Origin of the sequence: [Flexibacter] sp. ATCC 35103 (assembly GCF_001975985.1) — a bacterium.
Taxonomy (GTDB): Bacteria; Bacteroidota; Bacteroidia; order Flavobacteriales; family Flavobacteriaceae; genus Flavobacterium.
Map to the genome: position 1 here is coordinate 1 of NZ_MTQF01000006.1, position 23,839 is coordinate 23,839.

The following is a 23,839-nucleotide window of genomic DNA, read 5'->3' on the forward strand; positions in this document are numbered from 1 at the left end:
TCTAAAGCCAGAGGATTTAGCGTTACCGTATTGTCTTCTGCAACTGTATAAACATCATCAACTGCAACTGGATTATCGTTAACTGCTGTTACTGTTACAGTAATCGTAGCGATATTAGATACTGCTCCGTCATTATCGTTTACAGTATAGTTTACTGGTGTAGCTATTCCGTTGTAATTTAATACAGGGGTAAAAGTTACAATTCCCAATGCATCTACTGTATAAGTTCCTTGTCCAGCAACTGTAAAAATATTTTGGATTCCTGGCGTTGCAGGATCTAAATCTACCGTTGCTTTATTGATAGTTCCGTCAACATCAGTATCGTTTGCTGTTACGTCAATAGTTACAGGCGTATCTTCATTTGTAGTTTTTGTATCATTATTGGCAACCGGATTATCGTTAACCGAAGTTACAACAAATGTAATATCTGCATTGTCACACAATCCAAAAGTATCACATAATGTATACGTAATTTTTGCCGTTCCGTTATAATTGTCTGCCGGATTAAAAGTTACAATTCCGGTAGTTATATTTAATGTCCAAACACCTTTAGCATCTGTATATGTTGTTTGAATACCTGCCACAGCCGGATCTAAATCTACAGTAAATTGTCCTACTCCATTTACTGGGGCAGTTGGATTACCATCTTCATCTGTATCATTAGAAAGTACATTTACAGTACCGTCAGCACCATCTTCTGTTAAAGGAGAAGCACTAAGATCATCATCATTAGCAACCGGTGCGTGATTTACCGTTGCTGTAGCCGATCCTGAATTATTACCCGGAGTTGGATCGTTCTGTCCTCCTGTAATAGTAGCGGTATTGGCATAAGAACCAGTCGCATTCACTTTTGCTACAATACTAAGGGTTGCACTTCCTCCATTTGCAAGATTTCCAATAGTCCAATTTGGTGCTAACCAGGTTCCTGTCGAAGGCGTTGCACTAACAAAAGTATAACCTGCCGGAAGCGCATCGTTTACTGTAACTCCAGTAGCACTACTTGGTCCCGCATTAGAAGCAGTAATTGTAAAGGTTACATCACTACCTACATTATGCGTACCTGTACTTACAGTTTTAGTAACCGAAAGATTAGTTTGTACTAAAGGTGTTGCTGTTGCTGTATTATTAGCAGTATTTGTATCAGGATCATTTCCGGTAACGGTCGCTGTATTAGCATATGATCCGGAAGCATTCACTGTTGCTACAATTGATAAAGTTGCACTTGCACCGTTTGTAAGGCTTCCAACGGTCCAGTCTGGTGCTGTCCAGGTTCCTGTTGAAGGTGTTGCACTTACAAAAGTATAACCACCAGGTAAAACATCATTTACCTTAACACCTGTAGCTTTATAGGGTCCGTTATTTTTAGTTGTAATCGTAAAAGTACTGTTGCTGCCCACACTGGCATTAACAGCATCAACTGTTTTTGTAACCTCTAAATCTATCGGACAAAGCGATGCCTCAAAAGTTCTGCTTGTTTCAGTAGGTGCTCCACAAGCATTTGCAACAGTATATTTAATTACAGCTGTACCTGCAGCAGTAAAATTCACTGTATTACCTGATAAAGTAGCCGGACCGCTTACTACACTTAATGTACCACCGGCCGGAGTTGGAGTTAACAAAACTGGATCACCAACACAATATTTAGAATCTGGTCCACCGCCTGTCGAAGCAGACTGAATAGCAGGATTCGATTCGGCACCACAAATCTGTACGGCAGCCGTCGCAAAAGTATAATTAGCTTCATTAGTAGAAGCATTTGTACCGTCACCCATACTACCACTAATTCTATGACCTACATAACCAAATTTAGCTTCACAAGTTTTAACAATCATGGAGGTGTGACCTCCTGTTTCTACAGCAATAATATTATCTGCAGCAGTTAAACCGTTAGGAATAACAGGGTCGCTGTTACCTCCTGTAACACCAAGCAATAAACCGTTGTTCGTACCAAATGCATAAATGTTTTTATTACTGTTAAGTACATTAATTGCACCATAGTTAAAATCATGTTCCTGTGGACTGAACCATTTAATATTGTTCATTACAGGACCCGTTGCAGAGTTATATCTAGGCTGAACCCATGCAAATCTATCAGTCGTTGTCCAATCCCCAAGTTGTTTATTACTATTTTTTCCTAAGGAATATAAATTACCATCAGTTGCCAAAATATAATAAGATCGTGTTGCAGAACTTCCTGATGAACCAATCATTTTTGGAGTTATTCCACTTGGTAATGTCATTTTTGCAGCTCTTGTCTGTGTCGTAAAGCCAGATGTATCACCTAATAATGAGCTAGTTCCCCATACATAAACACTACCATCAGATTTTAACGCCATAAGACCATCAGCACTTCCTCTACAGGCAACAACACCAGTCAAAAAAGGATTTCCAGTCTCTGAAGTTGTAACTCTATACCATGTTGTATTGTTTCCAACTGCTCCATTACCCCTTGCATTTGGGATTTGTGAAATCACCCAAACATCACCGCCACAAGTTGTTATAGCTAATGTTTTAAAAGTAGCAAACATCATTTTAACATCTCCGGGAGCCACACCTGTAGGCAAACCATTGGCATTACCGCCAATTGCAATTTTTTGAAAAACTGTACTTGGAGTAAGCGTAGCATCAATTACAGCACCAGCTTTAGACCAGGCATATAAACCATCTGTCGCTAAAAGAATACCCTGAACATTCGTAGATGAATTACTTCCCAGCGCCACTTTTAAAGGAACAGCGCCAGTAGTTAAACCCGGAAAATTTGCTTTATTTATTGTTTTTGGGGCTAACTCATTCGAAGTTCCATTATTTGCAATTGTTTCTCCCCAAGTCTGAAAAGAGCCATCTGCAGTCCTGACAACTGTGGTATGCCAGCTCGAAACGAAATTATCATACTCAATAGTTGCAGCATCATTATTTGAAGCAAATCCAAAATTTGATAAATCAGTAGTAGAACATCCTACTGGTGGTTTAGAACATTGAGCAGTTGATATTTGGCTGAACGTGAAAAATACAAAAAACAAAAATATTGCTTTTTTTAAGTTCAGCATTTGATTTACGGTAGCGTAATTTTTTATCATATATAATACAATTATTTTATTATCTGACGAAGATTATAAGTTTGTACCTGATTATTAAAATCATAAAAATCAAACATCAAATAAGTTTCCCTATTGATCATTCCTGATACTTTATATTTTAATAATTGAACTTTGTTAGTCAGTATAATTTCCTTTTCAACTGGTTGTGCAGTAAGTGAAACCTCTAATCCGGCAACCGACATACCCGGTGCAGATAATTTTGTAATCGAAGTATTTTTAGTTACAATTTGTACAGGAACAGTGATTATTAAATCGTTATAATTTCTCCCTTTTTCTAATTTTTCTGAAAACTGAATTTTAGAAAAATCAAACAATAACTTCACAGGCTCTACTTTTATACGAAATCTTTCTGTAAACATTGGATGAGTACATTCATCATCATGCTTTTTATTTTCCTGAAAATGAATATCATATTCACCGGTTTCATCAAATACATAATCATTAATTTCGTTTCCGCGTAAAGTAATGTTGATGTTATTTTGAGAATTAGAAACGGTCCATGATATTGAAGAATCAATATCTCCAAAATCAATTTTTTCACCAAAAGAAATCACTTTGTAGAATTGCTGACTCTGAAGACTGAAATTGTTTTGAGCTGTAGATTTAAAACTCAGAAATAAAATAATAAATAAAAAACAGGCTAACTGTATTTTGCTGTCAAGACAGACCAGAAGTCTGTTCAAACCTCTTTTTTTATTAGCCAATAAATTTTTTAAATAAGTAAAGTTCCCCATATATAAATAATTAAAATTCTAAAAAATGTAATTCAGGATATTCATTTATCCTCAAATATTCTAATGATTGATATCCAGTGATAAAGACTCAATCGGTATTGTTTTTTGTAATATATATTCGTTTTCAGCAAGCAAAACCACAGCAATTTTACTACATACGTAAAGTGTGTAAAAAAGGTTTGTTGTCTGAGTTTTTTATTTTAATAACTGAAGGATGTAATTGAATAGAAATATCTGCTATGAAAAATGATCTGATTACAGATTTAATTTCACTGTTATAATTTTCCTGAAAAAGAAGAAATGGAAAATAGGGATCACTAAAAGTATTTTTTGAGTGATTTTGATTACGTTTTAAACCATTCCACATATGCAGAATTGTAAGGCTAATTTTTTGATAATACAGAGATGAAAAATATAGTGATACAAATAAAACTATACATCTTATAAAACAATTGACCCTGCAGGTTGAAAACATAAAAACGAGATAATCGAAAAAGTTATTTTAAGCTGAATACCAAAATCAATTAAAACTGTTATAAAAAAAATTGCAATTTGGTAATAAGCCGGTAAACCTCACCAATACAGCAATTTATTTATTTCTATAGGTCTGAATATTATTTTTGGATCGTCAAATTTATATTAAAACATAGCCTGACAATAGTCAATTAAGACATTTTTAAAAAGAAAAACAAAAGGGCTTATTTTGAAAGAAAAGAAGTATTTATATCACTTTTTCTGTTTTCATAAAATACTAAAAATCAAGCAATTAATTTAAAACAGCAAAAAGTATTTTTTTTCAGTATTTTAGAAAAAATGAAGTCCGTTTTTGGAAAAAAAATTTTGTGAAGATTAAAAACGCACCTCTGAAGGCAGTTGACCAAATCGTTTTTTAAAACTTGCAGAAAATCTACTGGCAGAATCATAACCCGTTAAAAGCGAAATATCCTGAATTTGAATATTCGAATTTTGAATTAACTGCATTGCTAAAACCATATTTTTTTCTTTATGATATCGCAGCATCGAAAAGCCAAAAACAGTTTTAAAATTTGATTTTAATTTTGTGGGCGATGTATTTACTTCCTTCGCTATGGCCTCGATACCAATAAACGGAAGGTGCAAATTATGTAAGATTATTTTCTCTGCCTTTGCTACATTATGATAATCTGAATTGTTTAAGGAAACGTTATCCGATATACGGCTATCATCAAAAGAATTATTAAAAAACTCCGTGATCAATTTCATCGATTTTTTCTTTAAACCCGGATTAGCACTTTCATCAGCATTTACATTTTCTATTGCTTCAGATAATTCTTTTGCTAATTCATGGGCATTTGGCGCAATATCTAGCCACGTACAAGAACCTTTGTTACCGTCTAAAAACTTTTTAATTGCTTTTGAATTATTGAATTTTTTAGAAGTAAAATTTTTACTCGCCCACTCTTTTGTAATAGCAAAACTGAAAAATTTACCGTTTGAACCTTCATAAAAATAACTCGATATCTCAGTATCAGGCTTGCTAAAAGTCCAGCAAGTACTTAAAAGTGTTATTGGCGCGGCATCTTTTACCGGAAATTTATACTCAAATACAGAAAAAGTCAGCAAATAATATTCACTTAAAACCTCTTTGTCATAATATGATTTGGTAACCAAATTTTCTTTGATATTCATGTACAAAGCCAAAAGCCAAAAACCATCTTCAATTTCCCGGTAATACATTTTTATCTTGCAGAAAGAAGTCTTTAACGAAAGAAATTGTTTTAAAGAATTATGATTTATAACGGGAAGTTTTAATAAACTATCAACCATCATTTTTGGCGAATTAAATAAATACCGCAATTGATAAAGATCGTCTTTAAACAAAAAAAATGAATCTTTATTATATTTAGTTAATTTATCTAAAGGCATGTATTAGGTTTATTTAGGAGTATATTTTACTAATTTAAAAATTTCATCGCACATTTACAAGAAATAAATGCATAAAAAAGCCGGTAAAAATATCTTTACCAGCTTTTTCTATTTAAAAAATTAGATAACTTATTGTCTAACAAAAATTAAGAAACCCTACTAATCACAAGGTTTATTTGGTATCTTCGCAGTCCTAAAAACTTCGAGATTATGAAAATCAAAAAAAAATTGCCCGTGTGGTATGCTGGCGGTATTGGAAACAACTGCAACGTGTTCTCGAAGGCGTAGGACAGCTAACCCATACGGGTTTTATATTTCCCTAAACTTCGAGATTATGAGTACAAACACTCTTTCAAAAGAAACCGAATTGCGTTTAAATGACTTCTTCAGCAATTCGATCGATCCTAAATTAATGGCAAAAACCATTAGAAAATTAAATTACGTTCTCGCCTTAAGTGTCATGCGAGATTGCGAAACCCTCGAAACCGAAAAATTAAACCTCGAACAAGGTTTTTACTGGTTAAACGAATTAGCAGAGATTTTGAATCCTTATCTGGATGTTGAATAATTTAAACTTTTCGACAAACATTTAAAAAAATAATTTACCCGTATAATATGATGGCGGTATTGGAAACAACCGCAACGCACTTAACTGCGTAGGACATCTTAACTATACGGGTTTTATATTTCGAGTTCTTTAAGCTCGCGCGTGCGTCCCGCTCGTGAACACAATCAAAACAAAACTATTCAAGATCAAAAATATTCCCCAAATGTTCTTCCATAATAAAATACGGATTATCAGTTTGGGTTACAGCTCTCATATGAATTAAACTCGTTTTACTCATCATTCGCAACATTTGTCTGCGTTCACATTTTACAATCTTCCCGTTTTCTTCGCGTTGTCCGGCAATAAAAGCACTTCGTCCGTGTGCGCATAAATGATTATTTACAAAAATAACATCGCCGGAATTCGGAATATATTCGCTGTTTATAAGTTCCTTGGCTTCATTCCAAAACTCCTTCAAATTATACAAAGCTTCCTGAGTTTGTCCCGCATTTTCGTTGAATATTTGCTCCGCAGCATCAAAACGAATAAACGGAAGTTCTTTATTTCCGTATAAAACAGATGCCAAAGGACCAGAAACTACTTGTTCATAATCATAATTGGCATCTTTGGGACATTGATAAATGGGATCAAATAATTTTTCGAGAACCGGATTCATCTCTCCATGAGAACGAATCGAGTATAAAGTCGACGGAACTCTTTCTTCATTTCTTAAATACAGGAAACTCAAAAAATCAGCCTGATTCAGTAAAAAAGCATCTTCAGTATGTACATACAAATCTGTTTTTGATCCGGATCCGGTTTGTGTTGCCGCCATATTTTCATCCGGAATCACGGCGTGCAAAAGTCCTCCACCCTTTCTCTGCGCATAATATTGCACTGGTTTTGATGGCACTGCGCCATGAAGAAGCGAACAAATAAAACCGTATTTATTCAGTTTTGCATAATCTGCTCCTTGCCAGTTTGGAGGCGTTGGTCCTAAATCTTCCTGATCGACCTCTAAAAGTCCCTGAAATACAATTGCGCCGTATTGATTTGCAGAAAAATCAGTACCAAACTGACTTAGAATTCTGCTAATGCGTTCCGGCAATAATTGAAATGCATGAAGATGAAGTGCAGCTATATAATCGGGGTTTTCATAATGGTCAAAAGCCTTTACTAAAAGATTGCCAACATTCGACAAAATATTCCTCTCCTGAGGCGTTATTACTACGATTAGTGGTTTTGTAGGAATATCAAAATTTAAAACTGTTTCTGCAGGTCTTTCCTCTGCAATAATTGATTGTGATTTCATTTTTTCAATTCGTTTTTTAGTTATTAAAAGATAGGGGGTATTAAAAAATAAATCATTTATAATCAATGTTATACAAAATAATCACAAAAAGACTTTAAGTCAATATGTACGGGCATTCGTATATTTTTTTTGAGATTTATTTTTTTTATTCAGATTAATTTATACATTTGTCTTGCACTATTTTTATTTATTCTAAATAATATTTACTTACAAATATATTTTTATTTCATTTAAAACAAAAGAATTTTCTTAAAAATTTTGAAAAAAATATGATAATTAAGAGAAAACCCAGTAAAATCAAGCAATCAGATTCTTCTTATAAACTAAAAAAAATATCGAAGAATATTCGCAATAGAAGAAGCATATATGCCAATGAGTTTGTAAAAAAAGAAATACCCAAAAAGCTTCTCGACGAAATATTGATTAATGCCACATGGGCTCCAAATCATAAAATGACAGAGCCCTGGAGATTTATTGTTTTTAAAGGAAAATATCTAAAGCAATACGGAGAATATATGGCGCATTATTACAAGGATTTTTATACTGAATTATCACCTGAAGCCCAAAAAGAGAAATTAAATTATCTCAGGAATTATCCGTTAAAAGCTGCTTGTCTCATTGGTGTAATCATGGTTCGAAACACCAAAATTAACCTACCAGAATGGGAAGAAATCGCCGCAGTATCATCAGCAGTTCAAAATATTGCACTTACCTGTACGGCACATAAAGTAGGCAGTTACTGGAGTACCAAAGATGTAGCAATAGATTATGTTGCTGAGTTTGGTCTGGTAGAAAACGAAAAATCATTAGGTCTCCTCTATCTGGGTTATTATCCTGAAAGCTTAAAATCATCTAAAAAGAAAAGAACGCCTTTGTCTAAAAAAGTCATTTACCTCGAGTAAATAATAATTAAAACCCCTAAATAAATACCACTATGAATACCACACTAATCAATGAAGAAGTCGCTGCAAAAGGACTTTTGCCTGAACAGGATTTGTATAAAGACATTTTTCATCAAAATTCAGGTACTGAATATGCTCAGGCTGTAAAATTAGCACAAGAGCGTGTTTCTAATTTTCTTAAAAACAATAAAAAACCTTTTAGCGGCATCAGACCTGACGAAATCAGGTCAAAAGTCGAAGCTGTAGATTTTGCCTCTCCTCTGCCCGATTACGAAAGTCTGCTTGATGAAGTCGACGAACTTTATGTAAAACATGCCACGGCTTATCACCTTCCGGAATATATTGCACACTTAAATTGTCCTGTTGTAATCCCGGCATTGGCAGCCGAAGTTTTGATAAGTGCCATAAATTCTTCTCAGGATACGTATGATCAAAGTGCGGGCGGAACTTTTATGGAACGCAAACTTATAGACTGGACAAGTGAGCAAATTGGCTATACTAAAGGCGACGGAATCTTTACAGCCGGAGGTTCTCAAAGCAATTTAATGGGATTGCTTTTAGCCAGAGATTACTATTCTCTGGAATATCAAAAATGGAATATAAAACTGGACGGTCTTCCTCCGGATGCTTCAAAATTCAGAGTTTTTGTATCAGACAAAGCCCATTTTAGTAATCATAAAAATGCCTGGATTTTAGGACTTGGCGAACAAGCAATTGTACATGTTGGCGTGGATCAAAGATACCGCATGGATCCTGAAAAACTCGAAAAAGCAATTGCTCAGGAAATAGAAAAAGGTAATATCCCAATTGCGATTACGGCAACTGCCGGCACTACAGATTTTGGAAACGTAGATCCCTTAAAAGCTATTGCTGATATTGCAAACCGCAATAATTTATGGCTTCATGTAGATGCTGCCTACGGTTGCGGACTATTACTGACCGAGAAACACAGACATCTTTTAAACGGAATTGAACTGGCAGATTCTGTAACGATCGATTATCATAAATCATTTTTTCAGCCTATAAGCAGCAGCGCTTTTATTGTAAAAGACAAACTGCATCTTAATATTATCAAGCATCACGCTGATTATCTGAATCCAAAGGAGCAGAACTACGATGCACTTCCGGCGCAAATCAACAAATCGATTATACAAAGTACACGCCGTTTTGATGCGCTGAAACTTTGGTTTACGCTTCGCTATTTGGGCAAAGAAAAACTAGGACAATTTACGGATACAATAATCGAAACAACCCAAAAAACTGCCGAAATTATTGAATCTGATGAAAACTTTGAGCTTTTATGTCATTCAGATTTAGGCGTTTTAGTATTCAGATATCTGGATGGTCCGGCAGAATCTACCTCTTGCGAAGTGAACCAGTACATAAAAGAAAAACTCTTTTTTAGCGGAGAAGTTTTAGTCGCCAGCACAAAAGTAAACGGAGAATTCTATCTCAAGTTCACCATTTTTAATCCGCTTACAACCCTAAATGACATCAAAAAAATACTTAACCTCATTAAACAAAACGGAAATGAATACCACAGACTTAACTAATTTTCGCCAACTGGCAGAACAGGTAAATTTTAAATCCCTGATCAATTGTTACTGCAGGGAATTTAGTAATTGGAGCCGCTATGAAGGTATTCCCAAATACGACCAAACGCTGGCAGATTTTATGCAAACCATTAATCACAGCTTATTTCTGAGATTCGATTTTACCACGATTGGTCAGGAAGTTTTTGCTCCGCTCACTTATTTTTCTGAAAGCGGCGTTCATTCTTTTGGTTTTCCAATTGTATCGCGCACTCTTGCATCTGATGAATTCAGGGAAATAAACCCAATGGAATTTCTTGAACTTATCAGTAAATATGCTAAAACAGATTATCCTGATATCGATGCACTTCCTACTCAAAAACGTATGGAAAACAGTATCGATAATCTCGCGCTTTATCTGGAGCATTACAAAAACAGCGATCATTCTGCCAACAATGCCGAACAATCTTTTATAGAATCTGAGCAATCTTTGATCTTAGGACACACGGTTCATCCTTTGCCTAAAAGCAGAGAAGGTTTTACCAAAGACGAACTGCTGAAATATTCTCCTGAAACCGGAGGGAAATTTGGTTTACATTTTTTCCTGATTCATCCGGAAAATGTAATAGAAAAAAGTGCCGCAGACTATTTGATTACAGATCACCTGAGAGAAGAAATCGTAAAATGTGCAGATGCACATTCTAAAGAATTACTCGGTTTTTATTCCAATTATAAAGTAGTTCCTGTGCATCCTTGGGAAGCTAATTATTTATTAGATCAAAAGGAAGTTAAAGAAATGCAATCGAAGCAACTTCTTTTCAGTCTTGGAGAATTTGGACCTTCTTATACTGCAACATCATCTGTAAGAACGGTTTATAATGAAGAAAGCGAATGGATGTATAAATTCTCTTTGCATGTAAAAATCACCAACTCTTTCCGTGTCAATTATCTCCATGAATTAAACCGTGGTTATGATGCGGCACAACTTATGAAGACCGATTGGGGAAAGGAAATTCAAAAAGAATATCCACAAATACAACTTATTACAGATCCGGCTTTTATTGCGGTTACTTACGACGATAAAATTATCGATGGTTTTAGTACAAGCGTTCGTCAAAACCCTTTTCACGGCGCTAACTCCAGAAAAAATGTAACAATGGTTGCTTCTGTTTGTCAGGACGGCGTTCTGGGCGAATCACCAAGAATACTTAATCTGATCAATGAAGCTGCCAAAAGACAAGATGCATCTGTAACAGATACCGCCCTTTCATGGTTTAAGCAATATCTAAATATTACCATAACGCCGCTTATTGGTATTTTTAATAAATACGGATTTGGATCTGAGTTTCATCAACAAAACATGCTGGTAGAATTTGATGAAGACCTTTTTCCGGCCAAACTTTATTTTAGAGACAATCAGGGTTATTTTTTCCGTCAGGGAAAAGTGGAAGAACTCGAAAGACTGATTCCTGATTTTGGTAAAGAAAGCAGATCGTTTATTGCCGAAAGCAGAATTATTGACTTCTGGGGATATTATCTTCTGGTAAACCACTTGTTTGGCGTAGTAAATATTCTGGGCAAAAATAAACTGGCCGACGAAACGACACTTCTTAACCTTATTTATGAAGCTCTTAAAAATGAAGAAGATATCGATACTACAGGTCTTGTAAGTCATTTTACCAATAGTGTAAAACTGGTTGTAAAAGGAAATCTGTTAACGAGTTTAAACAATATGGATGAAGCTAGTGCGCCAAGAACAAATCCTGCAGTTTATAAAAAATATCCTAACCCGCTAAACAAACATTTTTTCTCTAAAAAACTTATTAACCCAAAAGAGAATACGACCGTTTTCAGCCGTTTTTTCGAGAAAGAAAATGTAACTATAACCTTGCGTTCCGTAGATATTGATAAAGATATTGAGATGCTTCACGAATGGTTTCACCGTGAACACGCTTTGAAAATCTGGCAAATGAACTGGCCAATTCGCGAAATCGAAGCTTTTTACAGAATGTTACTTCCTGGAGATCACGGGCATAGTTTTATTGGTGAAGCAAACGGCGTTCCTACTTTTAATATCGAAGTATATTGGGCAAGCCGTGACATTGTGGGCGATTATTATGATGTTCTGCCATCTGATTATGGAACACATCAATTTATCGCGCCAACAGATCCAAAACTAAAATACGGATCACCAGCCACACAATCGATGATGGATTTTGTCTTTGGAGAACCAAAAGTAGGTAAAATGGTTGGCGAAGGATCTGTAGACTCGATCGCATCAATGATGAATAAAGCGCACGTAGGTTTTAAAATCGAAAAAGTAATCGAAATGCCTCATAAAAAAGCCAATCTTAACTTTTGTTACAGAGAATGGTATTGGGCAAAATTTCCTGCAGCCAAAGATTTTCAGAATAATTCCGTTTCAGCACCCCAAGTTTAATTCATAAAAATACCACAATGAGTACAGAAAAAATATACTCCGTAATTGGCATCGGGATTGGTCCTTTCAATCTTGGACTTGCAGCACTTATAGAACCTGTTGAAGAACTATCGGCATTGTTTTTTGATCAGTCAGAAAGCTTCGACTGGCATCCTGGACTTATGTTGAATAACGCCACACTTCAGGTTCCGTTTTTAGGAGATTTGGTCACAATGGCGGATCCCACAAATAAGTACAGCTTTCTTAATTATATCAAACAAAACAATCGTTTGTACAAATTTTATATTCGTGAAAACTTCTTTATTTACAGACGAGAATATAATGAATATTGCAAATGGGTCGCGGCACAATTGCAAAATTGCAAGTTCTCACACAAAGTAGTTTCGATCGATCATATTCATGGAGTTTACAAAATCATGGTCATTAATACCCAGACTTGTATCACGACAACTTATCATGCAAACAAAATAGTTTTGGGTACCGGAACTTCTCCGCATATTCCTGAATTTATCGATCCTGAATTTCCAAATGTGATTCATGCTTCAAAATACCTGAATTTTAAATCCCGTATCAATAAAAATGCATCTGTAACTATAATTGGTTCCGGACAAAGTGCTGCCGAAGTTTTCCGTGATCTCTTGCCTGAAACCGAAAATGGTTTGCAATTAAAATGGTTTACGCGTTCGTCTCACTTTTTCCCTTTGGATAATAAATCAAAACTAACGCTGGAGTTAACGTCTCCAGAATATGTAGACCATTTTCATAGTTTATCTCCTGAAAAAAGACAACAGCTTTTAGCCCGTCAACACGGACTTTATAAAGGAATCGATCAGGAATTAATCAACGAAATCTTTGATAGTTTGTACGAAATGAGTTTAGAAGACAAATCGCTAAATGTCGAATTACGTTCGAATTTGCGCTTAACTTCAGTAAACGAAAACTCAGATGGTTCTTATTCTATGGATTTTGTTCACACAGAATTAGACCAGCCTTTTGAAGATCAAAGCGATTATCTTATTCTCGCAACAGGTTATAAATACAAAGAACCTTCTATTTTATCCGGAATCGAAAACAAGATAAACCGTTTAGAAAATGGATTATTTAATGTGCATCGAAATTATACTATCGATAAAAACGGTACGGATATTTTTGTTCAAAATGCCGAGTTACACACGCATGGTCTTTCGACTCCTGATCTGGGAATGGGCGCTTACAGAAACTCGATCATCATTAACCAACTTGCAAATCGTGAAGTGTATAAGGTCGAAAAACGAATTGCTTTTCAACAATTTGGTGTACAAAAAGCAACACAGGAATTGTCTGAAGCCAATGTTTTGGAATTAATAAATGAGCAATTAAATAATTAGACCCTAATAAAATACCACTAGAATGATAACCCCAGAAAACACATTCAAAGACGCACAGCATCTTAACGCAGTGATTTGGGATCAGGTAAATAGAAACCTGCTCGCCAAAAGTATCGCCGAATTAATTCGCGAAGATGTTGCTAAGCCGCAAATAATAGGCAAAGAAGATAATGGTCTTACCCATTTTATATTAGAAACAGACAAAGAGAATATTTATTACCGTTTTTCTGCCTATCCAAGATTTCTAAATTATTGGCATATTGTCAAGGAAAGCATTCATAAAATTGAAAATGAAGTAAAACTCGATCGCGTCGATGTACCCAATTTCTTTATCGAACTTCAGGAAACTTTTGGCATCAACTCTTTTACTTTGGCACATTATATCGAGGAATTGCTTCATACTTTATATGCTGATGCTTTTATTCATTCGAAACGTCGTTTATCAGCTTCAAAGTTGGCCGATGCCGATTTTCAAACCATCGAACACAGTCTCGACGGTCATCCGTGGGTAATTGTAAACAAAGGCCGAATAGGTTTTGACTCTGAAGATTATGAGAATTACACACCTGAATCCGGTCAAAAAACACAATTGGTTTGGATTGCTGCTCATAAAAACAGGGCAACTTTACGCTTACAAACTGATATGAATGAGCAGACTTTCTATGAAGATGAAATAGGAACCGAAAAAATAGAAGTTTTTAAAAACAAGCTGATTCAGTCAAAAGTAAATCCGGAAGATTACATTTTTATTCCTGTGCATTTATGGCAATGGCAGAATAAACTGGTTATGCAGTTTTCTCATGAGATTGCGTCTAAACATCTTATTCCGTTAGAATTAACAGAAGATATTTATAGTCCGCAACAAAGTATTCGTACCTTTTTTAATCAGAGCAAACCCAATAAACATTACGTAAAAACGTCGATATCTATCTTAAACACAAGCCACATTAGAGGTTTGTGTCCCAAACAATTATCGATTGCCCCACGTCTTACGGAATATCTTAAAGACATTCTTAAAAAAGACGAGCACTTGCAAAAGATGGAAGTTGTGCTTTTAGGCGAAGTGGTTTCGGTTTCTTATACACATCCCAGTTATAGTAAAATTGTAAATCCGCCGTACCAATACAATGAATATTTAGGCGCGATGTGGCGCGAAAGTCCGGTAAATTCACTCAAACACGGAGAGAATCTAATGACAATGGCGGCACTATTATATGTAGACGATCATGGCAAAAGCCTTGTAGAAGAACTGATTATAAAATCTGGACTTTCTACAGAGCAATGGTTAAAAGCCTATATGAGAGCCTATCTTAAACCTGTGCTTCAAATTTATTACCAGCATTCGTTATGTATCGATCCGCATGGGCAAAATGTGATTCTTATTCTAAAGGATTATGTACCAACCCGAATCGCTTTGCAGGATTTTGTGGGCGATATTTTGATTAACGAAGAAGGAAAGAAAAAGCTTCCGCAGGAATTTATCGATAATATGTTTGTGGCTTCTCCAAATCCTGAAAATGCGCCATTAACGATTCTTATTGCCGTTTTTGATGCATTTTTCAGATACCTGAGTGATGTATTAATAACAACAGCAAACTATTCTGAAGTTTCTTTCTGGACTTGTGTTCACGATATTGTTTTAGAATATCAGGACGAACATCCTGAACTGCAGGATATGTTTGATAAATACAATTTATTCATTCCGGAGTTCAAACGCCTTATTTTCAATAGCCGCCGTTTGTATAATGGTTACGAAGAAACAGTTGGTTTTCCGCATATGAAAAAAAGTGGTTTTATTCCAAATCCGCTGCATCAACTAATCCATGAAGAAGCGTTAACAGAAAAAGAAAACTCATGAAAGAAGCCATCTTAAAAACACGCTCTTTCTTTGGTCTTTTAAGGCGTTCTCTTGCCGGAACCGAAAGCAATTTTACCTCCGGCAGTATCAATAAAACCATCATTTTATTATCTGTACCAATGGTTGCAGAACTTTTGATGGAATCATTATTTGTATGTTCAAACCTTTTCTTTGTGAGTAGATTAGGTACAAACGCCATCTCGATTGCAGGAGCAACGACAACTTTTATCACCTTTTGTTATTCGGTTTCAATAGGTTTGGGAATTGCAGCATCGGCAATGATTTCGAGACGAATTGGCGAGAAAAAGTTCAAAGCGGCAGGTCAGACAGCAATGCAGGTTATTTATGCAACCACACCAATTGCGATACTTATAAGTGTGGTTTGTGCCATATGGACCACAAATATTATGAGTGCCATGGGACTTTCTGACGCTATGGTTCAGGAAGGAACAACTTACGGAATCGTTATGTTTGCGTCAAGCGGATTTCTGATCCTGCGCATTGTCATAAACGGAATATTCCGCGGTGCCGGAGATGCTTCTACCGCAATGAGAATCCTTTGGCTATCAAATGCACTAAACATTGTATTGTGCCCGATATTTATTTTTGGCTGGGGACCAATTCCCGCTTACGGATTATTAGGTGTGGGATTAGCCACTTTAATTGCCAGGGTAATTGGTGTACTTTATCAGGCATGGTTTCTTCTAAGACGCAAAACCGTCTTGAAAATAGGTTTGGCACAATTGGTATTTAATCTGGCCATTTTCAAAAGAGTCTTAAAACTCGCTTTTGGCGGAACGGTTCAGTTTATTATTCCGGCTTCGAGTTGGGTATTTATGATTAAGATTATGTCTCATTTTGGTCCCAACGCGTTGGCAGGATATATCTTAGCGCAAAGAGTAACTTCTATTGCGACAATGCCCGCCTGGGGATTAGGAAATGCAGCGGGAATATTAACCGGACAAAATCTGGGTGCCAAACAACCCGAAAGAGCCGAAAAATCAGTCTGGAGAGCAGGAATGCTAAACATGGGATTTCTGGTTTTAATTGGTATTTCGTGGATATTTCTTGCCGTTCCTGTTGTAAAAATCTTTACAGATATTCCGGAAGTGATCTCGTTTAGTACCAGATACATCCATTTTATTTCGATGGCGTATATTCTTTTGGGATATACCATGGTAATTTCAAGAGCGCTCAACGCCGCGGGAGAAGTAAAAGTGGTTACCTGGCTTTATATACTAATGTTTTATATCGTTCAGATTCCGCTTGCCTACGCCTTGGGAATATCGCTTGAACTGGGATCAAATGGTGTTTTTACAGCCATCCTTGTATCTGAAATTGTATTGGCAGTTGCCTGTATAATTGTCTTTCGAAAAGGAAAATGGAAACATACTAAAGTTTAAAAAAAATGTTTCACGCAGATTTTAAAAAGATTTAAGCAGATGTGGGCAGATTATTATTTGAAATTAAACCTGTTGCAATCTTAATCTGCGTGAATATATATGTAACCCCGCTGGGGTTCATTAAACACGAATTCTGAATTTTCTATAGATATTACGTCCCTCTGGGACTGGTATTAGCTAAATAGCAGGCTCCAGCGGAGCTATATAGTTATAGAAAAATCAGTTTCTATTAAAAGCTCCAGCGGAGCGATATGTTTATAGAAAATTCAGAATTCGTTTTTATGAAAGCTCCAGCGGAGCGAAATATTTATAGCCTCCAGCGGAGCGACATATCTATAGAAAATTCAGAATTCGTTTTTATGAAAGCTCCTGCGGAGCGATATATTTATAGTCATATTTTTAAACATCATCACATACAAATTTTAACACAATTTAATTTAAATAATAAAAAAATGAGTACAATAGAACAATTACACGGAGTATTTGCAAGAGCTTTTGAAATTCCTGTTGAAGCAGTAAACGATGAATTAGAATATCAGGCTATTGCCGAATGGGATTCTATGAGTCATTTAGTTCTGGTTGAAGAACTGGAAAGTACTTATAATATCTCGATAGAAATGGAAGATATCCTGGAAATGGGAAGTGTAGCAAAAATAAAAGATATCCTTAAAAAGTACGGATTCGAAATTAATTAGAACAGGTCGTAAGACTTTTAATACATAGTTCGGGATTCCAATGCCATTAAGTTAAAGAAAGTTTTTTTAATACTGTATTGAATAAATCTCTCGCAAAGTCGCAAAGCACAAAGAAATTCAACAAACTTGGCGACTTTGCGAGAAAATTTTGTACACGTAATTATCAAAAAAAGCGTCACTTAATGACATTGGGTTTCGGGACTATACTTTAAATCATTTTTCAATAATTAAACTTAACCGATTAAAATAGACCTAAACTTATGGAACTATACGATTTAATCCGAAAAAACGAAAAACTGATCTTTACAGATTCGAATACGGGACTTTCGAAATCTATTGCAGAAATGCACCAATCCTTAGAAATAGAAAACCTGCGATCTGTTGTTTTTATCTATAATGATAATCAGTTGCCAGCAATAGAAACATTGCTTAATTTTTATCAAAGCAGGTATACAATTGCCTTATTAGGAATGGGTTTACTGGAAGATTTCAAGGAGAATTTAGAACAAAAATATACTCCTTATTATATCTATGATCCTACCAGAACTGCTATAGAAGGTTATAGCGCCGTAAAAGCTTCGGATACGATTGTATTGTTTAAACGAAATGTAAATTTAATTTATCCGATACATGCCAAAATCAAACTTTTATTAAGCACTTCCGGAACAACAGGTTCACCAAAATTCGTGAGACTTTCTGATGAAAACCTGGTTCAGAATGCCAGGTCTATTATGGAATATATGCCTATAAGAACAGATGATGTAGTGCCATTAAATGTGCCCATAAATTTTGTGTATGGCTTATCGATTTTTACGACCAATTGTATCAAAGCAAATCAGATTGTGTGTACGGATAAAGATGCGTTTCAGAAAGAATTCTGGGCTGATTTCAAAAAATACGGATATTCTACCTTAGGCGGCGTTCCTTATTTTTATGAGATGTTGTACAGCATTGGGTTCTTCAGAAAAGATCATCCTTCGCTGCGCTATCTTACGCATACAGGCGGCATGTTAAACCAGAAACTGATCGAAGCAATTGCAGAATTCAGTGAGAAATTTGACAAGCAATTCTTCGCACAATATGGTCAGACCGAAGCTTGCGGAAGAATGGCGTATTTACCTCCGAAAGATCTTTTAAGAAAAGGAACATCGATTGGTTTACCAGTTAAAAACGGAAGATTTGAGATCGATCATGAAACAGATGAGCTTATTTATATTGGTCCAAATGTATTTGGCGGTTACGCAAATATCAGAGCCGATCTTCAGTTTTTTGAACAACAGGAAAAACTGCACACAGGAGACAAAGCCAGAATCGATGCCGAAGGATATTATTATATTGTAGGCAGGATAAAAAGAATTGTAAAATTATTTGGAGTAAGGCTTAATCTTGATGAAACCGAATTACTTTTGAAAGATGCTCTGGGCGGACAAACTTTTATTTGTTTAGGAATAAATGATAAACATTTAGCCGTTATGTACACAGACCAGAATTTGAATAAAGAGTTAATTCTAAAAGTCTTAAAAGCAAAACTGAACCTGCATGCCAGTTCTTTAAAAGTGATGCCTATCGAAGATGTACCGCTTACACCAAACGGAAAAGTGAATTATCCGTTGCTGAAGGAATGGCTGGAATTGAGTTATGCTTAGTTTTTAGTCTCAGTTTACAGTCGCAGTTTTCAGTCTCAGTCTCAGTCTCAGTCTCAGTCTCAGTCTCAGTCTCAGTCTCTAATGCTAGCGCGAGCGTCCCGCTCGTGCACGCAAAGTTGTCTCGTCCTGAAAAAAGTTTACATATTTACACTTAATCCTAAAATAGATTTACAACTATATTTTAGTCCTGCTATTTGTTTACAATAGTAGGACTTTTTACATAATAATTCTTCCATAATTTTTCAGTTTTTATATTATTTTGATGCACATAGTTTGGTGTAAGGTTTCCTATGCTCATATGAGGCCTTTCGTTATTATATAACTTAATAACCGCGTCTAATAATTCTTTAGCCTCTTGTGCATTATCAACTTGATAATCATCTAAATATTCTTCTTTTATAATGCCATTAACTCGTTCTGCTATTGCATTTTCTAAAGGATCTCCATTTTCTGTCATGCTAATACCAATGTTATTGACTTCTAACAGCCTCACATATTCATTACTGCAATATTGTGTCCCTCTATCTGAATGATGTATCAGTTGTAATTCATCTTTAGATTCTTCTGAAAGATTTGATATTGCCATTTTTAAAGCTTGAATCGTTTCTGAGGTTTGTAAATTATTCGCCAAATGATAACCGATAATTTTTCTAGAATAAGCATCAGTGACAAAACTTATGTACATAAAACTATCCTTTATTCTCCAATATGTTATATCACTTATCCATAATTGATTAGGGCAAATCGGTACAAATTCTTTGATAAGATTGGGATATTTCTTAAATCTATGCAACGAATCAGTAGTGATATTTGGCTTTTTCTTACGCCTGACTAATAAAAAATTAGCAGACAAAATATCAAAAAGTCTATCTCTGCCCATTTTTATCTGATGCTCTAATAAGAAAGGCTGTAAAAGTTCATATAACTTTCTTCCTCCCATATGACGATGTTTTTTTCTAATTTTCAATACCTCAAAAACAATTAGTTCATCTTCAAAAGCAAGCTGCTGCTGATACCAAAAGTGCTGATAATATGCCTGTCTGGTTACGCCAAGTAATTGACAAAATTTGCCTAAACCAATCCTGGGATAATTGTGTTTCATCTCCTGAATTACTTGGTATTGGACTTTTTTACAATTTTAATTTTGAATTCCTGCTCAGCAATTTCAATCATTTTGCGATAAGCTTCTGCCAAAAGTCGAGCTTCCTACAGTTCTTTTTTTAACTGAGATACAGATTCTTCACCTTCTTTATTTCCTGATTTTTTAGTGTAGTCTTCCATCTTAGGTAAATATACAATACTGGATTTAGAATAATCAAAACCTATTTCTTTGAGCCAGTAAGTTAATCTTGAATGTCCAATATTATATTTATTCTCAATTTCTCTTTTTGTCAAAGTTCCGGTTAAAAAATCATTACAGACAAATCGTTTAAATTCTTCGCTATATTGAGACTGCCATTTTGAAGGTGATGTTCTTGAATATCTTTCCATATTTTTACACTTTTGTGTAAACCTATTTTAGGACAAGACATATTCAGTCGCAGTTTACAGTCGCAGTATTGTAAACTGAGACTGAGACTGTAAACTGAGACTGAAAACTGAGACTGAATACTAAAAACTATACCCAAGAGCCAGATTAAATCTTGATCCGTTTCCTCTTGTATAGTTGGCATTTGTACCGTAAAACTGAGAAGTTGTCGTATAATAATCCTTATTTAAAAGGTTTTCGATTCCTAGTTTTACCCTAATTTGCTCTGTAACTTTATAAGCAGTTGCTAAATTCCATAAATTGAAAGATTTTATTGGTCCTTCACCAATTGCATAAGCACCTTTTGCATTTGGCAGGAAAACATCGCGATCACCAACACACATCCAATATAACTCTACATTTAATCTCTTATCACCATATTTTGCATAACCCGTTACTTTTGAAGGTGGAATTCTGTTTGATTTTAAATAAATATCCGTAGGTCCGTAAAAATGTCCATCAGAATCCTTATCTCCTCTACCTTGTACATAAGCATAATTTCCACCTATTGTCAATTGTTTGATGATTTGATAATCAGCCTGAACTTCATAACCCCAAACTCTTTCCGGTAAACGTTCAGCCACTAAATAACCATCAACCTGAACCAGATTTGTACCCAATTTTGAAGTACTGAAATAATAAGCTGCACTTAAATTTAATTTCCCTAACTGACTGCTAAAACCACCTTCATAATTATTAACGATAATAGGTTTTGTTTGTAGTTTTGATACGGCATCTTCTTTGGCATTAGTCAAAACCCTGCCTAAATCAAATACAGAGAAAGATTGAGAGAAACTTACAAAAGGATTAAAAAACTTAAATCTTGAATATCTGATTCCAGTATTAAAAACAAAAGCATCATAAGTAAGATCACCGCCTTTTACGGCAATACTTCCCGCACCGTTTGCGCCTGTGGCAAGCGTATTATAATCATCAATATTTATTTTAATATTCTCAGCACGTAAACCTGCTTTTACCGTAAAATCACTAAAAATCTGCGTTGACAATTGTGCATAAGGAGCAAGATTGACCATATTAATATTGGGTACCCAAACTCTGCCATCAACCAGTTTTTGATTGGTTTTATCGTTAAGTAAATCAAAACCATAAGTTACATCTCCTGAAAAGTTTGAGGAAATAGTAAAGGGTGAATTCAAATAAACCCTTAATCCTTTTTTAGCCGATGCTGTCTGAGATTGTCCGCTACCATAGAAAAAAGTAGAATTAGAAAATATCGTAAGGAAATCCTGAAAATATAAGTTTGCCGTTAAAGACGTATTTCCAAAAATTTGCTTGTTTACATATTGCAGGTTTGCGTTGTGATTGTAACGTGTTCCTTCATCAACTCCGGGTCTGTTTCCTAAAACACCAATTGCAGGACTTACCCCATACACACCGTTTTTAAGTATAAAATCAGAATCCTGATTTGAACTGAAATAATTGTACATCAATTCAATTCTTTGCTTATCTGTTAAATCATAACCTGCTTTGGTAAAAATATTATAGGTTTTAGTTTCCCCTAATCCATATTCAGGAGAAATAACCTCGCCTTCGCCATCACGAAACACACCGGTTTTTTCATAAGTTCCACCAACGATATAATTGAATTTATTGATTTTTCCATAAAACTGTTGGTTAAATCTATATCCGGCAGTACTATCCCCTTTTATGTTTCCATTAGTTCCTGCCTCACTGTATCCTGCAAATTTCTTTTGAGTCTTGCCTGATTTCGTGATATAATTAATCAATCCTCCATCAGCACCATTTCCATAAATGGCAGTCGCACCTTTGATTACCTCGATGCGTTCGATTACAGAAGGATCAATAGAACGAATTTCTCGTCCTGCAGATTTTAATGGTGTCGATTGCGGAATTCCGTCAATAAGAACCAAAGGATTTCTACCGCGAAGTGTTTGCCCGTAATTTCCGGTATTGTTCGTTGCCGATCCTAAACCCGGAACTGCATAAGCCACAATATTTGCAATATTTGGACTCACAATAGATAAATCTTCTATATCCTTAGCATTAATTATGGTTACAGAAGATGGTGTTTTTGATAAAGTTTCAACCTTTCTGCTGGCTGAAACGATAATCTCATCAAGCTGATCGCCGCTTTTTTCTGAAACTTCCTCAAGTTTGCCTGAAAATTTTAATTGAAGGCTTACAGTCGCCGTTTCATCGTTTCCAACCGTAACTTGCTTTTCGATAACTTCATAACCCGGCAAAGAAACTTGTAACGTATAAATGTTTTCTGCTACTTTATTAAATGTAAAGTTGCCGTCGCTATTCGTAACGGTTTTGTATTTTGAATTTTTAAGACTAATGGTTGCTCCTGAAGCTGATTTTCCGTCAGAAGTTGTTATAGATCCTTTTATTTTACCACTGGTTTGTTGGGCAAAAGAAAAGACTGAAAATAAAAAGCTAATAATAAATAAAAAATGTGATGTTCTTAAACTAAGATATTTCATTGATTTTTAAATTTGGTTAGTACATGTTCTTATTTAGAATGAATAAAAACAGTGCAAAAGTAAAAATTAATAATCGTTTAACAAGTAATATTTCTATTTATTGTGCAGAATTAAGAATAGCTTCTATTTTACAACATACTCTATCAGCCTATTTGTAAATGATGGCGTAAGGTTTTATGTAATCCTAAAAAATAATTCTTACAAGTTATATATCGTACAATATTAGAAATTAATCAGAAATATAACCTATTAACGTATGCTTGCTTTCGGCATAAAAACAATTTTCAATTATTCTAAAGTTTTAAAAAGATATTTTTTTGAAGACATTGTATACTTAGTCTAAATAAGCATAAATTTGCTGCAGAATTTTAGTAACTCTATTAATAAGATTAACAAAATCTTTG

The 23,839-nt window shown here is 35.1% G+C and carries 15 protein-coding genes and 1 pseudogene; 9 read left to right on the forward strand and 7 right to left on the reverse strand.

Annotated features, from left to right (window positions below; genetic code table 11):
• The 3 genes from BXU01_RS13490 to BXU01_RS13505 all read right to left on the reverse strand — a co-directional run.
• On the reverse strand, positions 1-3,077 hold a 3,077-nt coding region (locus BXU01_RS13490), incomplete at its 3' end, for an Ig-like domain-containing protein (RefSeq protein ID WP_083693689.1).
• Between the two features lie 11 nt (positions 3,078-3,088).
• A complete protein-coding gene (locus BXU01_RS13495) occupies positions 3,089-3,832 on the reverse strand; it encodes a hypothetical protein (RefSeq protein ID WP_083693690.1) in 744 nt (247 codons plus the stop codon).
• An 849-nt stretch (positions 3,833-4,681) separates the two neighbouring features.
• Positions 4,682-5,737: a helix-turn-helix transcriptional regulator gene (locus BXU01_RS13505; RefSeq protein WP_083693692.1), complete on the reverse strand. Its 1,056-nt coding sequence runs from the start codon at positions 5,735-5,737 to the stop codon at positions 4,682-4,684.
• Between the two features lie 334 nt (positions 5,738-6,071).
• Between BXU01_RS13505 and BXU01_RS13510 the strand changes: the two genes are divergently transcribed.
• Positions 6,072-6,305, forward strand: coding sequence for a hypothetical protein (locus tag BXU01_RS13510; RefSeq protein WP_083693693.1), 234 nt, complete (start codon positions 6,072-6,074; stop codon positions 6,303-6,305).
• 175 nt (positions 6,306-6,480) lie between these two features.
• Here BXU01_RS13510 and BXU01_RS13515 read toward each other — a convergent pair whose 3' ends face one another.
• Positions 6,481-7,596: a taurine catabolism dioxygenase TauD gene (locus tag BXU01_RS13515; RefSeq protein ID WP_083693967.1), complete on the reverse strand. Its 1,116-nt coding sequence runs from the start codon at positions 7,594-7,596 to the stop codon at positions 6,481-6,483.
• Positions 7,597-7,865: 269 nt separating this feature from the next.
• Here BXU01_RS13515 and BXU01_RS13520 point away from each other — a divergent pair, with 269 nt between their 5' ends.
• From BXU01_RS13520 to BXU01_RS13555, 8 genes are all read left to right on the forward strand, one after another.
• Positions 7,866-8,498: a nitroreductase gene (locus tag BXU01_RS13520; protein WP_083693694.1), complete on the forward strand. Its 633-nt coding sequence runs from the start codon at positions 7,866-7,868 to the stop codon at positions 8,496-8,498.
• 32 nt (positions 8,499-8,530) lie between these two features.
• On the forward strand, positions 8,531-10,051 hold the full coding sequence (locus tag BXU01_RS13525; protein ID WP_083693695.1) for an aspartate aminotransferase family protein: 1,521 nt from the start codon (positions 8,531-8,533) through the stop codon (positions 10,049-10,051).
• The gene (locus BXU01_RS13530) at positions 10,029-12,470 is read left to right on the forward strand and encodes a GNAT family N-acetyltransferase (RefSeq protein ID WP_083693968.1); all 2,442 of its coding nucleotides are present in this window, start codon (positions 10,029-10,031) and stop codon (positions 12,468-12,470) included. Before BXU01_RS13525 ends, BXU01_RS13530 begins: the two co-directional genes overlap by 23 nt.
• A gap of 17 nt (positions 12,471-12,487) precedes the next feature.
• Entirely contained in the window at positions 12,488-13,837 is a 1,350-nt protein-coding gene (locus BXU01_RS13535) for a lysine N(6)-hydroxylase/L-ornithine N(5)-oxygenase family protein (RefSeq protein WP_083693696.1), read from the forward strand.
• A gap of 22 nt (positions 13,838-13,859) precedes the next feature.
• A complete protein-coding gene (locus tag BXU01_RS13540) occupies positions 13,860-15,695 on the forward strand; it encodes an IucA/IucC family siderophore biosynthesis protein (protein WP_083693697.1) in 1,836 nt (611 codons plus the stop codon).
• The gene (locus BXU01_RS13545) at positions 15,692-17,098 is read left to right on the forward strand and encodes an MATE family efflux transporter (RefSeq protein WP_083693698.1); all 1,407 of its coding nucleotides are present in this window, start codon (positions 15,692-15,694) and stop codon (positions 17,096-17,098) included. Before BXU01_RS13540 ends, BXU01_RS13545 begins: the two co-directional genes overlap by 4 nt.
• 452 nt (positions 17,099-17,550) lie before the next feature.
• Positions 17,551-17,793, forward strand: a complete 243-nt coding sequence (locus BXU01_RS13550) for an acyl carrier protein (protein ID WP_083693969.1) — start codon at positions 17,551-17,553, stop codon at positions 17,791-17,793.
• A 260-nt stretch (positions 17,794-18,053) separates the two neighbouring features.
• Positions 18,054-19,439 (forward strand): AMP-binding protein, encoded by a 1,386-nt coding sequence (locus BXU01_RS13555; RefSeq protein ID WP_083693699.1) that lies wholly within the window; start codon positions 18,054-18,056, stop codon positions 19,437-19,439.
• A gap of 190 nt (positions 19,440-19,629) precedes the next feature.
• Here BXU01_RS13555 and BXU01_RS13560 read toward each other — a convergent pair.
• The 3 genes and pseudogenes from BXU01_RS13560 to BXU01_RS13570 all read right to left on the reverse strand — a co-directional run.
• A pseudogene (locus BXU01_RS13560) lies at positions 19,630-20,556 on the reverse strand (IS3 family transposase); the annotation flags it as partial.
• An 89-nt stretch (positions 20,557-20,645) separates the two neighbouring features.
• A complete protein-coding gene (locus BXU01_RS13565) occupies positions 20,646-20,930 on the reverse strand; it encodes a hypothetical protein (protein WP_083693700.1) in 285 nt (94 codons plus the stop codon).
• A gap of 120 nt (positions 20,931-21,050) precedes the next feature.
• Positions 21,051-23,435 (reverse strand): TonB-dependent receptor, encoded by a 2,385-nt coding sequence (locus BXU01_RS13570; RefSeq protein WP_083693701.1) that lies wholly within the window; start codon positions 23,433-23,435, stop codon positions 21,051-21,053.
• Between the last annotated feature and the right edge of the window lie 404 nt (positions 23,436-23,839).

What these genes read in the sequence shown, in the direction of transcription:
- BXU01_RS13495 (WP_083693690.1), bottom strand. Translation starts at nt 3,832, where the DNA reads ATGGGGAACTTTACTTATTTAAAAAATTTATTGGCTAATAAAAAAAGA.
- BXU01_RS13505 (WP_083693692.1), bottom strand. Translation starts at nt 5,737, where the DNA reads ATGCCTTTAGATAAATTAACTAAATATAATAAAGATTCATTTTTTTTG.
- BXU01_RS13510 (WP_083693693.1), top strand. Translation starts at nt 6,072, where the DNA reads ATGAGTACAAACACTCTTTCAAAAGAAACCGAATTGCGTTTAAATGAC.
- BXU01_RS13515 (WP_083693967.1), bottom strand. Translation starts at nt 7,596, where the DNA reads ATGAAATCACAATCAATTATTGCAGAGGAAAGACCTGCAGAAACAGTT.
- BXU01_RS13520 (WP_083693694.1), top strand. Translation starts at nt 7,866, where the DNA reads ATGATAATTAAGAGAAAACCCAGTAAAATCAAGCAATCAGATTCTTCT.
- BXU01_RS13525 (WP_083693695.1), top strand. Translation starts at nt 8,531, where the DNA reads ATGAATACCACACTAATCAATGAAGAAGTCGCTGCAAAAGGACTTTTG.
- BXU01_RS13530 (WP_083693968.1), top strand. Translation starts at nt 10,029, where the DNA reads ATGAATACCACAGACTTAACTAATTTTCGCCAACTGGCAGAACAGGTA.
- BXU01_RS13535 (WP_083693696.1), top strand. Translation starts at nt 12,488, where the DNA reads ATGAGTACAGAAAAAATATACTCCGTAATTGGCATCGGGATTGGTCCT.
- BXU01_RS13540 (WP_083693697.1), top strand. Translation starts at nt 13,860, where the DNA reads ATGATAACCCCAGAAAACACATTCAAAGACGCACAGCATCTTAACGCA.
- BXU01_RS13545 (WP_083693698.1), top strand. Translation starts at nt 15,692, where the DNA reads ATGAAAGAAGCCATCTTAAAAACACGCTCTTTCTTTGGTCTTTTAAGG.
- BXU01_RS13550 (WP_083693969.1), top strand. Translation starts at nt 17,551, where the DNA reads ATGAGTACAATAGAACAATTACACGGAGTATTTGCAAGAGCTTTTGAA.
- BXU01_RS13555 (WP_083693699.1), top strand. Translation starts at nt 18,054, where the DNA reads ATGGAACTATACGATTTAATCCGAAAAAACGAAAAACTGATCTTTACA.
- BXU01_RS13565 (WP_083693700.1), bottom strand. Translation starts at nt 20,930, where the DNA reads ATGGAAAGATATTCAAGAACATCACCTTCAAAATGGCAGTCTCAATAT.
- BXU01_RS13570 (WP_083693701.1), bottom strand. Translation starts at nt 23,435, where the DNA reads ATGAAATATCTTAGTTTAAGAACATCACATTTTTTATTTATTATTAGC.